This is a genomic window from Stenotrophomonas sp. TD3, assembly GCF_001939825.1.
Taxonomy (GTDB): Bacteria; Pseudomonadota; Gammaproteobacteria; order Xanthomonadales; family Xanthomonadaceae; genus Stenotrophomonas.
On the sequence record NZ_MOYM01000001.1, the window covers coordinates 1,934,850 to 1,946,926 of the forward strand.

At 67.9% G+C, this 12,077-nt stretch carries 12 protein-coding genes; 6 read left to right on the plus strand and 6 right to left on the minus strand.

Annotated features, from left to right (window positions below; translation table 11 throughout):
* The 5 genes from BKE09_RS09070 (at position 1) to BKE09_RS09090 (ending at position 2,832) form a co-directional block, all read left to right on the plus strand.
* A complete protein-coding gene (locus BKE09_RS09070) occupies positions 1–228 on the plus strand; it encodes a hypothetical protein (protein ID WP_014645731.1) in 228 nt (75 codons plus the stop codon).
* Positions 229–276: 48 nt separating this feature from the next.
* Positions 277–1,128 (plus strand): DUF2145 domain-containing protein, encoded by an 852-nt coding sequence (locus BKE09_RS09075; protein WP_075675525.1) that lies wholly within the window; start codon positions 277–279, stop codon positions 1,126–1,128.
* A 19-nt stretch (positions 1,129–1,147) separates the two neighbouring features.
* Positions 1,148–1,651, plus strand: a complete 504-nt coding sequence (locus BKE09_RS09080; RefSeq protein WP_075676663.1) for a hypothetical protein — start codon at positions 1,148–1,150, stop codon at positions 1,649–1,651.
* 32 nt (positions 1,652–1,683) lie between these two features.
* Positions 1,684–2,196, plus strand: a complete 513-nt coding sequence (locus tag BKE09_RS09085; protein WP_014035766.1) for a hypothetical protein — start codon at positions 1,684–1,686, stop codon at positions 2,194–2,196.
* A gap of 75 nt (positions 2,197–2,271) precedes the next feature.
* Positions 2,272–2,832 carry a queuosine precursor transporter gene (locus BKE09_RS09090; protein WP_075675526.1) on the plus strand — a complete coding sequence of 187 codons (561 nt, stop codon included), beginning with the start codon at positions 2,272–2,274 and terminating at the stop codon, positions 2,830–2,832.
* Between the two features lie 232 nt (positions 2,833–3,064).
* On the opposite strand, the gene glnE is transcribed toward BKE09_RS09090, so the two are convergent.
* A complete protein-coding gene (gene glnE / locus BKE09_RS09095) occupies positions 3,065–5,860 on the minus strand; it encodes a bifunctional [glutamate--ammonia ligase]-adenylyl-L-tyrosine phosphorylase/[glutamate--ammonia-ligase] adenylyltransferase (protein WP_075675527.1) in 2,796 nt (931 codons plus the stop codon).
* A gap of 364 nt (positions 5,861–6,224) precedes the next feature.
* Here glnE and BKE09_RS09100 point away from each other — a divergent pair, with 364 nt between their 5' ends.
* Complete coding sequence (locus tag BKE09_RS09100) at positions 6,225–7,739, plus strand: acetyl-CoA hydrolase/transferase family protein (protein WP_014035763.1); 1,515 nt, start codon at positions 6,225–6,227, stop codon at positions 7,737–7,739.
* A gap of 162 nt (positions 7,740–7,901) precedes the next feature.
* On the opposite strand, the gene BKE09_RS09105 is transcribed toward BKE09_RS09100, so the two are convergent.
* The 5 genes from BKE09_RS09105 to BKE09_RS09125 form a co-directional block, all read right to left on the minus strand.
* The gene (locus tag BKE09_RS09105) at positions 7,902–9,266 is read right to left on the minus strand and encodes a VOC family protein (RefSeq protein WP_075675528.1); all 1,365 of its coding nucleotides are present in this window, start codon (positions 9,264–9,266) and stop codon (positions 7,902–7,904) included.
* Positions 9,267–9,431: 165 nt separating this feature from the next.
* Positions 9,432–9,920, minus strand: a complete 489-nt coding sequence (locus tag BKE09_RS09110; RefSeq protein ID WP_075675529.1) for a hypothetical protein — start codon at positions 9,918–9,920, stop codon at positions 9,432–9,434.
* Positions 9,921–9,951: 31 nt separating this feature from the next.
* Entirely contained in the window at positions 9,952–10,704 is a 753-nt protein-coding gene (locus BKE09_RS09115; RefSeq protein ID WP_049412263.1) for an HAD family hydrolase, read from the minus strand.
* A gap of 95 nt (positions 10,705–10,799) precedes the next feature.
* Positions 10,800–11,210 carry an EF-hand domain-containing protein gene (locus tag BKE09_RS09120; protein WP_014035758.1) on the minus strand — a complete coding sequence of 137 codons (411 nt, stop codon included), beginning with the start codon at positions 11,208–11,210 and terminating at the stop codon, positions 10,800–10,802.
* 232 nt (positions 11,211–11,442) lie between these two features.
* Positions 11,443–11,814: a hypothetical protein gene (locus BKE09_RS09125; RefSeq protein ID WP_014035757.1), complete on the minus strand. Its 372-nt coding sequence runs from the start codon at positions 11,812–11,814 to the stop codon at positions 11,443–11,445.
* Positions 11,815–12,077: the final 263 nt, after the last annotated feature.

Sequence of the window (12,077 nt, forward strand, 5' to 3'; positions counted from 1 at the left end):
ATGCGTACCCTGCTCCTGCTGCCCCTGGCCCTGCTCGCCGCGTGCTCCACCGCGCCCACCGAGCTGGACCCGATCTCCTATCAATGCCAGCAGCAGCTGGACGCGTACCGCGAACAGCCGGCGCTGCGCGATCCAAAGGGCCAGCGCCCGCCATTGCCGGTGGCCCCGATCAGTGACGCCTGCGACAAGGAACTCAAGCGCAAGGGCGTGGACCGCCCGCTGCGCTGACCAGCGTATGATCGGCGCGCGGGCCTGCCCGCCGTTGAAGGTATCGACATGGATCGTTTTTCCCGCCTGCCCCGCGCCGCGCTGCTGATTGCCAGCCTGCTGGCGACCGCACCGGCATGGGCGAACAGCACCGAGTGCCGCGAGCGCTACCCGAGCGTGGCGTCGCAGGCGGCGATGCTGGACGTGGCCTGGACCACCGCCGAACGCCTGGACGCGCTGCCCGATGTGGACGTGGTGGTGGCCGCGCGCGGTGGCCAGGACCTGAGCCGCTATGGCCTGCGCCACAGCCACCTGGCGTTCCTGCTGCGCGAGGACGACGGCCGCTGGCGCGCGATGCACCTGCTCAACCGCTGCAAGACCGACAGCTCGCAGCTGTATCACGAAGGGCTGGGCAACTTCGTCGGCGAGAGCGGTGGCCATACCGACCTGCGCATCGGTGTGCCGTCGGCACCGTTGCGTGCCGCACTGCGCGCGATGCTGGTGCCGCCGTCGATCCAGCCCAAGGCGCTGCACGAGACAAAGTACAACGTGGTCGCCTACCCGTTCGCCACCGACTACCAGAACTCCAACCAGTGGGTGCTGGAAGTGCTGGCCGCGGCGATGGCGCAGGCCGAGGGCGCGCCGGCCATCGTCAAGCGCGAACAGGCGCAGCAGTGGCTGCGCCAGCAGAAGTACCAGCCCAGCGTGCTGCATATCGGCCTCGGCAAGCGCGTGGGTGCGCGCCTGTTCGTGGCCAACGCCACCACCACCGACCATCCGGCCGGCGAGCGCATCTCCGGCAATTATTCGGTGGTGACGGTGGAATCGGTGTTCGACTTCCTGCACCAGCGCAGCCAGCTGCAGCAGGAACTGGTGATCCCCCATGTGCCAGTGGCCGGTGCCACTGCCGCCACGCCTTGAATTGCACGAGGAGAACGACATGCGTCCACTGCATACCGCCCTGTTGTCGATGGTGATCGTCGCTGGCCTGGCCTGGTCGACGGCCGCACACGCCGAACGCCGCATCGTGATCATCCATGACCCGGGCCCGCAGGGGCCCAGCCTGGAGATGTCCACGCAGATGGTGGCCTCGGCCCGCGCGGCGGCAGCGGAGGAAGCCCAGGATGCGGCCGACGCGGGTCGCCCGTTGGCCCGCCCGCAGCAGATCAAGCTGCCGCAGATGCAGGTAAGCGCCATCGCCACCACCGTGGATGGCCGCCGCGAAGTGCTGCTGCGTGATGCCAACGACCCGCAGAACACCGCGTCGATGCAGTACCCGCGCGGCATCGGTGATCCCGCCGTGCAGTTCACCGTGGGCCAGACCGTGAACTTCGAGCCGACCGGCGCCGACCAGGGCTGGCAGCTGAAGGACAACCAGGGCCGCCCGCTGGAATACCTGCCCGAGGCCACCGGCCCGCGCGACATCTTCGATACCCGGCGCTGAGCCGCCGTCCCCACCCTGACCAGGAGGTCTCCATGTTCCGTTGCCTGCGCGTTCCCGCTTCTGCCCTGCTGCTCTCGGCGCTGCTGGTGCCCACCGTCCATGCCGGCGCCGCGCCGCAGTTGAACAGCAGTGAGGCCAGCGTACTGATCACCTCGCTGATCGTGGTCTCGGTCCCCCTCGCTGCATCGGCGGGCCTGTCCGAACTGTCGAAGGCGCCGTTCAAGGCCAGCGAACGCAATGCCAGGGCCGCCCGCACCAAGGCGGTGCCGCTGCCGCCGATGGAAGTGAAGAAGGTGGAGACCACCCCGGCAGGCGAGCGCCAGGTGCAGCTGCAGGTGCCCGACAAGGCCGACCAGACCGCCACCCTGCGCTGGCCGGCGCGCGTGCACGAAGACCAGACGGCGGCGTTCGTGGTCGGCCAGCAGGTGCATTTCGACCCCACCGAGGCCGGTGCCGGCTGGACCGTGAAGAGCGCACAGGGCCAGGCGCTGGCCTATGTGCCGACCGCCTACGCCGCTGGCGACGTGATGAGCGAAGCGCTGTAAAGCTGAACGACCGGTTTTGGCTTTGCCGCGGGCCGGGCGGATAATGGGCGATCCCTTTTGTCCCCCTGGCTCGCCATGTCCGTGCGTCCTGCCCCTGTGTTTGCCCCGTTGACCGCCCGCGCCCTGGTGCTGGCGGTACTGGCCATGGGCGCGGTGGTGCTGCTGTCCAACGTGCTGGTGCAGTACCCGATCAACGACTGGCTGACCTGGGGTGCCTTCAGTTATCCGGTCGCGTTCCTGGTCAGCAACCTGATCAACCGCCGCTTCGGCCCGGGCCCGGCGCGCCGCGTGGCGTGGATCGGTTTCGCGGTGGCGGTGCTGCTGTCGATCTGGGTGGCGACGCCGCGCATCGCCATTGCCTCGTGCTCGGCCTTCATCGTGGCCCAGCTGCTGGACATCACCGTGTTCGACCGCCTGCGCCGTGGCAACTGGTGGCGCGCACCGATGGTGGCCACCACCTGCAGCGCGACGGTGGATACCACCATTTTCTGGTCGATCGCGTTTGCCGGTTCCACCCTGCCGTGGGTGAGCTGGGCCGCAGGCGACCTGGCGGTGAAGCTGGCGATCGGCGTCTGCCTGCTGGCCCCGTTCCGCGCGCTGCTGTGGAAGATGGCGCCGCTGCGCGCGGCCGGCTGACCGCCGTCGCCCTGGTAGGTGCCGACCAACGGTCGGCACCTACCAATAGCAGACCATCGCCGGGCCATTGATCCGGTAGTTGCCAACAGCGGGGCATCACCGGGCCAATGATCTGGTGGGTGCCGACCGTTGGTCGGCACGCTCCATCAGCGTTCATCGCTGCCGACAGATTGTGCCGACCAACGGTCGGCACCCACCCAAAGCAGGCCATTGCTCTGGTCGGTGCAACCCCTCAGGCGAACGGCAGCTCCGCAGCACTACACGCCGCCGTAATCGCGGCACACGCCTCTTCAATCGCAGGCGTGGTCGGTGCCAGCCTCGGGCGCCGGTCCAGCGTGCAGGCCAGGCCTACCTCCAGCAATGTGGCATGCGCTGCATGCAACGCCTGCGCGGTGTCTTCCGGCAGGAAGCCAGCAACGGCCAACGCATCGATCAACGATGGCGTATCGCGCGGCTGCAGCAACGCCACGTGCTGCGCACTGCGCGCCAACACACCGGTCTGCAGCAGGAACTCCAGGTCCACCACGCCGCCAGCACCCTGCTTCAGGTCCAGTCGCGCGGCATCGCTGCGGTCCAGTTCGGTGCGCATGCGGCCGCGCATCTTCAGCACGTCCGCATACAGCACACCCATGTCGCGCTCACGCCCCAGCGTCTGCGCACGCACCTGTTCGAAGTCGGCCAGCAGGCTGGCATCGCCGGCCACGCCGCGCGCGCGCACCAGCGCCTGGTGTTCCCAGGTCCACGCACGCTCGCGCTGGTATTCGGTGTAACTGGCCAGCGAAGACACCAGCGACCCCTTGCCGCCATCCGGGCGCAGGCGCACGTCGATGTCGTACAGGCGCCCGGCAGCGGTGACCGCACCAAGCAGCGCCATCACCTTCTGCGCCAGCCGCGCATACCAGCGCCCCGGCTCCAGCGGACGTGCGCCATCGCTGGCATCCACGCCGGCTGGATTGTCGTGCAGGAACACCAGGTCCAGGTCGGAACCGAAGCCCAGTTCAAGCCCACCGAGGCTGCCATAGCCGATGATCGCGAAGCGCCCGCCAGGAATCTCGCCATGTGCGGCGCGCATATCCGCCTCGGCCATCGCCAGCACGGTGACCACCACCGCCTGCGCCAGCTCGGCCAGTTGCCGCGTGCTGTCCACCGCGCCCTGGCGGCCGTCCAGCGTGGCCATCGCCATGCGGAAGCTGAGTGCCAGCCGCGTCTCGTTGAGCCAGCGCAGTGCGGATTCGGGATCTTCCACCGCCAGCACCTGCTGGCACTCGGCCAGCATGCCGGCGGCATCGGGCATCGGCCCGGACACGCGCACGTCCAGCAGTTCGTCCAGCAGCAGCGGGTACGCGGCCAGCCGCTCGGCCAGCAGTGCGCTGCGCGCCAGCACATCGACCAGACGCGCCAACGCGCTCGGTTGTTCGTCCAGCAGCGCGAGATAACTGGTCCGGCGCAGCACCGCCTGCAGCAGGCCAAGCACGCGCTTGAGCGCGGCGTCGGGCTGTGGCGAGCGCGTTGCCGCATGCAGCAACGCGGGCAGTACGCGATCCAGCCGCGCACGCGCGGCATCGGACAATGACTTCACGCCGGTGCCCTGTGCGAAATCGCGCAGGGACTGGTCGGCGCCATTGGCATCGAGGAAACCGGCCTCGGCCAGCAGCGGCGCATTGCTGCCCTCGGGCAGGCTGCGCCAGTAGTTGGCCAGTGCATCGGGCGCGGCCTGGCCCTTGCGCGGCGCCAGCAGCGCGGCGAATTCAGTACTGACCCGCTGCTGCTGCACGGCCAGTGCCGCGCGCAGCACCTCCCAATCCGGGTAGCCCAGGCCGACGGCGATGCGCTCGCGGTCCAGCGCATCGCTGGGCAGCACGTGGGTCTGCGCGTCGCGCAGCATCTGCAGGCGGTTTTCCAGCCGGCGCAGGAACAGGTAAGCCTCGCGCAGCGCGCTGCCATCCTCGGGCGCGATCTGCCCGGCCGCCACCAGCGCGTCCAGCGCCACCAGCAGCCGACGCTCGCGCAAGGTTGGTTCGCGGCCACCGCGGATCAGCTGCAGCGCCTGGCACAGGAATTCGATTTCGCGGATGCCGCCGGCGCCGCGCTTGATGTCCTCATGCAGTTCGCGGCGCGCGACTTCGGCGGTGATCGCCGCCTTCATCTCGCGCAGGCCGTCGAGCGCGGTGAAATCCAGGTAGCGGCGATACACGAACGGGCGCAGGGTCTGCAGCCACGCTTCACCGGCGTCGATATCGCCGGCCACCGCGCGCGCCTTCAGCCAGGCATAGCGTTCCCAGTCGCGGCCTTCGCGCTGGAAGTACTGGTCCATCGCGGCGAACGACAGCGCGACGCGACCGGCGCTGCCGAACGGGCGCAGGCGCAGGTCGACGCGGTGGCTGAAGCCATCCACGGTGGTTTCGTCCAGCAGCTTGGCCAGGCGCTGGCCGAGGCGCGCGAAGTATTCTTCAGCGGCCAGCGCGCGCGGGCCGTCGGATTCGCCGCCGTGCGGGTAGGCGTAGACCAGGTCCACATCGGAACTGAAGTTGAGCTCGCCACCGCCGAGCTTGCCGAGGCCGAACACCACCAGCTGCTGCGGCGTGCCTTCGCCATCGCGGACCACGCCATGGCGTTGGGCGAATTCCTGCTGCAGGGCGTCCAGTGCCAGCCGCAGGCAGTCTTCGGCCAAAGCGGTGGCGCCGGCCAGGGTCTGCGCCACGTCGTCCAGGCCGGTCAGGTCGCGCCAGATCAGCCGCGTCGACATGGCGGTACGCCAGCGCCGGATCTGCGCCGGCCAGTCGCTGGGCTGCAGTGGATCGAGCACCGGCGCCGGGATCGGCGGGCAGCCGGGCACGGCCAGCTGTGCCAGCAGCGCCGGTTGCCGCACCAGGGTGTCCAGCGCGAAGTCGCTGGCCACCGCCAGGCGGGTCAGCAACGGCAGCAGCTCGGCAGGAACGGGCACGGGCAGGACCTGGGCCAGGCGCGCCAGGGCGCGGTCGACAAGGGGCTGCAGGGACGCGGGAAGGTCGGCGGGGGCGAGGGTCATGGGCTGATTGTATCGACCCGGTAGTGCCGGCCGCTGGCCGGCAGATCCGATGATGCTGCCGAATGTTACTGGGGTTGCCGGCCAGCGGCCGGCACTACCGATAATGGAGGCCGCGCATTCATAATGGGCGACAGGCAATAAAAAAGCCCGCTTGCAGCGAACTGCCAGCGGGCTCTGCTCCCTCCCCCACGTCGGGATGCAGGGCCATCGTGCGGGCTGCGAAAGGACTTTGCACGCTGCACTGCAAAACAAAACCGGTGGGTATGGGTGACCCCTGTGGGGAAAAGCCATTCCACGAAGGTAGAACCCCCCGTACGGATGAGGATGGCCGATAATCGGCTTTCCCCCCAGAAACACTGTCGTCATGTCTGTTGATCGCATCGCCAACGCGCGTCTCCGTGACCGCGTGGTCTCCGCCGAGGCCGCAGCCGCGCTGATCCAGCCCGGTGAAACCGTGGCCATGAGCGGCTTTACCGGCTCCGGGTATCCCAAGGCCGTCCCCGTTGAACTGGCCCGTCGCATCGAAGCGGTGCACGCCCAGGGCCAGCCCTTCCAGATCAAGCTGATGACCGGCGCCTCCACCGCGCCGGAGCTTGATGGCGCGCTGGCCAAGGCCGATGGCATCGCCATGCGCATGCCGTTCCAGAGCGACCCGGATGCGCGCAACCGCATCAACGAGGGCAAGCTGGATTACATCGACATCCATCTCAGCCACGTCGCCCAGCACGTGTGGTTCGGTTTCTACGGCGAGATCGATACCGCCGTGATCGAAGTCTCGGCCATCCGCGAGGATGGCTCGCTGGTGCCCTCCACCTCGGTCGGCAACAACAAGACCTGGCTGGACCTGGCGAAGAAGGTGATCGTCGAGGTCAACGAATGGCAGCCGGCCGGCGTCGACGGCATGCATGACATCTACTACGGCACCGCGCTGCCGCCGCACCGCAAGCCGATTCCGCTGGTGAACGCCAACGACCGCATCGGCGACACCGCGCTGCGCTGCGACCCGGACAAGATCGTGGCCGTGGTGCGCACCAACGGCCCGGACCGCAACAGCCCGTTCAGCCCGATCGATGCAACCAGCGAGCAGATCGCCTCGCACCTGATCGAGTTCCTCAAGCACGAAGTGAAGAAGGGCCGACTGCCGCCGAACCTGCTGCCGCTGCAGTCGGGCGTGGGCAACATCCCGAACGCGGTGCTGGCCGGCCTGGCCAAGAGCGGTTTCCGCGACCTGGCCGCGTTCACCGAAGTGATCCAGGACGGCATGCTCGACCTGCTGCGCGACGGCGTGCTGAGCTACGCCTCGTGCACCGGCTTCGCGCTGAGCCCGCAGGCCAACGAGACGTTCAAGGAACACATCGATTTCTACCGCGAACGCATCATCATGCGCACGCAGGAAATCTCCAACCATCCGGAACTGGTGCGCCGCCTTGGCTGCATCGGCATGAACGGCATGATCGAGGTGGACATCTACGGCAACGTCAATTCGACGCACGTGATGGGCACGCGGATCATGAACGGCATCGGCGGTTCCGGTGACTTCGCCCGCAACGGTTTCCTGTCGGCGTTCCTGAGCCCGTCCACCGCGAAGAACGGCACCATCTCGGCGATCGTGCCGATGGCCAGCCATGTCGACCACACCGAGCACGACGTGTCGGTGATCGTGACCGAGCAGGGCCTGGCCGACCTGCGTGGCCTGACCCCGCGCAAGCGCGCGCAGGTGCTGATCGATAACTGCGCGCACCCGGATTTCCGCCCGCAGCTGCAGGACTACTTCGACCGTGCCAGCCGCGAGAGCTACGGCAAGCACACCCCGCACCTGCTGCCGGAAGCGCTGTCGTGGCACCAGCGCTGGCTGGATACCGGCACGATGAAGGGCTGAGACCCGCTTTTGTAGAGTCGAGCCATGCTCGACTGCTTTTCTCGGCAGCCGAGCATGGCTCGGCTCTACAGAGGGCAGCGCCATGACCCCAGGCACGGACATCGGGTAGAGCCGGCCGCTGGCCGGCTTCCCAAAACAGCCGGCCAGCGGCCGGCTCTACCTTCACGCGGTGCGCAGGCTCGCCAGCGATTCCGCCTGCAGCCGCTCGTAGATTTCGAACTCGTCATTCACCGCCACGCCCAGCGCCTGCTCGAAGGCCTCGCGGTTGGCATGCGCGGCATAGGCACGCTGTTCTTCACCGCCCAGGTTCGACTGGAAGATGCCCGCGGCACTGACCGGCAGGAAATCCTCGTAGACGATCGGGTCGGCCGTGGCCAGGCCGGCGGCCACCAGCACTTCGGCCGGCAGATCAGCCACGCGCTCCGGCGCGGCGCGGCCGGCGTCGGTCAGCTGGTAGCGGTAGTAGCCCAGGCCTTCCTGGCGCAGCGTGTCGTGGTCATCCGGGAAGCTGGCGAACACCGCCTGCAGGCGCTGGCCGTAGTCGCCGCCGGTACTGCCTTCGCCACCGGCATCGCGTGCCTGCGACAGCAGCTGGTCGTACAGCGCGCGGCCCTTCGGGGTCAGCGCAAGGCCACGTTGTTCGATCTCGCCGAAGCGCGCGGTATGGGTGCCGGCATCGCCACCCTCGCTGTCCGGGAAATGCACGGCTTCTTCCAGTGCCTTGAAGCTGGTCTGGCGCAGCAGGATCGGGCAAGCACGGCGCGGCGGGCCTTCGATCACCGCCTTGGCCGCCATGCCATGCTCGATCATCGCCGCCTGCGCCGCGTCGATATCCAGCGTGCGCGGGGTCAGGTGGTTGATGTGCGGGCCACGGAAACTGACCACGTCGGCCACCAGGCGATGCGCGTTGTGCAGGGCGTGGTAGGTCGGCAGGTCGACGGTGGCATCGCCGTGCCAGCGGAAGGTTTCCAGTGCTTCATCGACGAAGCGCTCGGCATCGGCCTGCGACAGCCCGCCATCACGCTCGGCCTGGTCGATCAGCGCCAGTGCGCCATCGGTGAAGATGCGGCGGCGTTCGAGGATGCGCGCCGATTCGGCACGCAGCGCTTCGTCTTCGATCAGCTCCAGGCGCAGCAGCGAGGTGAACACGCGGAACGGGTTCTGCGCCAGCGCGGCGCCGGTCAGCGGCCGGAACGCGGTGGAGTGCACCGGCACGCCGGCCACCGACAGGTCGTAGTAGCCGACCGGGAACATGCCCATCACCGCGAACAGGCGGCGCAGCGTCGCCAGTTCCTGCACGGTGCCGACGCGGATCGCGCCATGGCGCTCCTCGTCCAGGCGCGCACGCTCGTCGTTGCGCAGCAGCTGCGCGGCCAGCGCAGGGTCCTGGTCAAGCACCTGCGCGTTGATCCGCTCCACCAGTTCCACCAGCGTGCCGTACAGCGGCACTTCGGTGCGGTACATGCGGGACATGGCCTGCGCGAACAGGCGGCGGATCACATCAGGCGAAACGAAAGAGGCGCTCATCAGTCACTCGATTACGGGAACGGGGAACAGCTCGAACCCGTATTGTCGCCGGAGCGCGCGGCGGCGGCGATATGCACAGCAACATGAAAGAAATCGGTAGTGCCGGCCGCTGGCCGGCAACCCCCGGATGCCTGGAAGGGTGCAGTTGCCGGCCAGCGGCCGGCACTACCGCTTGAGCTGGCGCTTCAGGGTCGCATCCAGGGTGATCGGCCGGTCCCAGTGCTGGTAGCTGGCCACGATGGCGTGGCGCATCGCGCGGTAATGCAGGTTCTCCGGCTTGGTCGGCATCCGCTTCACCACCGCCTCCCAGCCGCCGGCCGGGTCCTGGCTGAAGGCGCGCACGCTGTCGCGGCAGGTCTGGCCGCTGGCCTTGGCCCAGAAGCAGGCGAAGTAGATATCCCCGGCCTGCCAGCCATGGGTGGTGAACAGTGCGCTGATATAGCCGCGCGGTACGTCGGCATAGCGCGACACCTCGTCGAGGAAGGCGTCGGGGTAGCGCTCGGCGTAGTGGTTGATGTCCTGCAGCTGGGCATCGACCCAGCTGTCACCGGTTTCCACCGCGTAGGCCGCCGAACGCTCGGCGGTCTGCTGGGCCAGCACGGTGGCCGGCACCAGCAGCAGGGACAACAACAGCGCGCGCAGTCGGACGTTCATGCCCCGATTCTGCCGCAGCCGCCGGGCCCTGTCAGGCCGCTGCAGCGGCCTTGGCCTCGATCGCCGCCAGTGCAGCCGGCCAGTCGTGGGCGGTATCGGCGGTGACCATGCGCGGTTCATCGTCGGCCACGCCATGCTGGGTCTCGTGGGCCCAGGTCACCGCGTACGGGGTATGCACGCCCCAGCCACCCAGGGTCACCACCGGCTCGATGTCCGAGCGCAGCGAGTTGCCGACCATCACGAAGCGTTGCATCGGCAGGTCGAATTCGGCCAGTACGCGGGCGTAGGTCTCCGGGTCCTTCTCGGAAACGATCTCGATGCGCGGGAACAGCTCGGCCAGGTTGGCCACCTTGATCTTCGCTTCCTGGTGGAACAGGTCGCCCTTGGTGATCAGCACTACCGGGTAGTGCTCGGCGATGGCCGCCACCGCTTCGCGCACGCCGTCGATCAGCTCGACCGGGTGGCGCAGGGTGTCATGGCCGATATCCAGGATGCGCTGGATGTCCTTGGCCTCGATGCGCTGGCCGGTGATGTCGATGGCCGCTTCGATCATCGACAGCGTCATGCTCTTCACGCCGTAGCCGAAGGTGCCCAGGTGGCGCTGCTGCACTTCCAGCAGGTGGCGCGCGGTCTGCGTGTCATGCACGTCGACGTAGCGCGACAGCAGGTCAAGATAATCCTGCTCGGCCTTGCGGTAGTAGTCCTCGCTCTTCCACAGCGTATCGTCACCGTCAAAACCGACCAGGCCGATGGCGCGCGACGGCGCAGGCGTGGGGGTGTTCATCGTGCAAGGATACAGGGGTGCTGGTGACGATAAAAACCCGGGCGGCCGCAGCCGCCCGGGTCCCCATGCACCGGTCTTCCCGAATCAGGTGTAGATCAGCGGCCCTGCGCCGCGCCGGCACCTGCTCCGGCCTGCTGCGCAGCCACGTAGGCCTTGTACTCGTCGGCGCTCAGCTCTCCGTCCTTGTTGGTATCGGCCTGGTCGAACACCTGGGCCAGGCCGGCGTTCACCTGCGCCTCGGTCTTGCTGATGGTGCCATTGCCATCGGTATCGATGCTGGCCCAGGTCTGGCCACCGCCGTTGGCCTGCGCCGATGCCGCTGCGGCCGCATCGGTCGCCTGGTCAGCCGCCTGCCCAGCCTGTGCCGCCGCCTGCTGGGCCTGCGCCGCTTCATTCTGCGCATGCGCGGCCTGCTGCTTGGCCGACTGTGCCATCGCCGGGATGGCCAGCACACTGCCGGCGGCGACGATCAGGGCGATCAGGGGCTTGCGGTTGCGAATAGTCATCAGGGGTGTCTCCTACCAATTGGGTGGTGTTGCGCGGCCTGTTGTTTCCGCACGGCACCTACCCTGCCACCGCCTTTCTGAATCGATTTTGGGCCGCGGCCGGCCTCCACACGCGCGATTAACCACTCGCCTCCACGCATGCTTTAGCGCGCTGGTTAGCGGGGAGTGAGTGGCTCATAAGATGCGCATTCAGCGCCTCTGGATTTAACCGGCAGGCAACGAAAAACCTGCGTCAGTCGACGGTTTTTTCCAATGACCGCGAACTGAACAACACCCATCCCAGGGCGACACCGGCGAGCGCGCCGGCGATTTCCAGCACGACACGGCTACCAAGTTCGTTCGGATCGTGGATGGTGGCGAGGAACAGGCGCGCGTACAGCGGCGACTCCAGCCGCACGATGCCCATGTAGAACAGCTTCCACGCGTCGATGCCGGCGGAGGCCACCACCGAGATGACGCAGGACCAGCCGATCGCATGCCCCACCGACCAGTGCAGCAGCCGGCACAGCCGCGACCACAGGAAGTACACCAGCAGGCCGACCAGCAGGGCGATGGCGCCGGCTTCCAGGGTGCCGAGCAGGCCGAAGTGCAGGGGAAGGTTCATCGGGCGGGCTGGGATGAGAAGGCGGCCAGTGTAAGGGATCTGCCCCGGATCCGATCCGGTGGCCACGGTAGATCCACGCCATGCGTGGATGAATCTCCATCGAGATCGAATATCTCGACGATTGAAAAAAGAGCAGCCGAGCATGGGCTCGGCTTTACAACGGACTCCGCGGGAAACTGTCAGAGGCGGGGCGGTGCCGGAGTGCGGGGTGTCAGCCGCATGAATGCGGCTGCCAAGCCTCCATGGACGGATTTACGGCGTCC

What these genes read in the sequence shown, in the direction of transcription:
- BKE09_RS09100 (WP_014035763.1), top strand. Translation starts at nt 6,225, where the DNA reads ATGTCTGTTGATCGCATCGCCAACGCGCGTCTCCGTGACCGCGTGGTC.
- BKE09_RS09105 (WP_075675528.1), bottom strand. Translation starts at nt 9,266, where the DNA reads ATGAGCGCCTCTTTCGTTTCGCCTGATGTGATCCGCCGCCTGTTCGCG.
- BKE09_RS09125 (WP_014035757.1), bottom strand. Translation starts at nt 11,814, where the DNA reads ATGAACCTTCCCCTGCACTTCGGCCTGCTCGGCACCCTGGAAGCCGGC.
- BKE09_RS09120 (WP_014035758.1), bottom strand. Translation starts at nt 11,210, where the DNA reads ATGACTATTCGCAACCGCAAGCCCCTGATCGCCCTGATCGTCGCCGCC.
- BKE09_RS09110 (WP_075675529.1), bottom strand. Translation starts at nt 9,920, where the DNA reads ATGAACGTCCGACTGCGCGCGCTGTTGTTGTCCCTGCTGCTGGTGCCG.
- glnE (WP_075675527.1), bottom strand. Translation starts at nt 5,860, where the DNA reads ATGACCCTCGCCCCCGCCGACCTTCCCGCGTCCCTGCAGCCCCTTGTC.
- BKE09_RS09070 (WP_014645731.1), top strand. Translation starts at nt 1, where the DNA reads ATGCGTACCCTGCTCCTGCTGCCCCTGGCCCTGCTCGCCGCGTGCTCC.
- BKE09_RS09080 (WP_075676663.1), top strand. Translation starts at nt 1,148, where the DNA reads ATGCGTCCACTGCATACCGCCCTGTTGTCGATGGTGATCGTCGCTGGC.
- BKE09_RS09115 (WP_049412263.1), bottom strand. Translation starts at nt 10,704, where the DNA reads ATGAACACCCCCACGCCTGCGCCGTCGCGCGCCATCGGCCTGGTCGGT.
- BKE09_RS09075 (WP_075675525.1), top strand. Translation starts at nt 277, where the DNA reads ATGGATCGTTTTTCCCGCCTGCCCCGCGCCGCGCTGCTGATTGCCAGC.
- BKE09_RS09090 (WP_075675526.1), top strand. Translation starts at nt 2,272, where the DNA reads ATGTCCGTGCGTCCTGCCCCTGTGTTTGCCCCGTTGACCGCCCGCGCC.
- BKE09_RS09085 (WP_014035766.1), top strand. Translation starts at nt 1,684, where the DNA reads ATGTTCCGTTGCCTGCGCGTTCCCGCTTCTGCCCTGCTGCTCTCGGCG.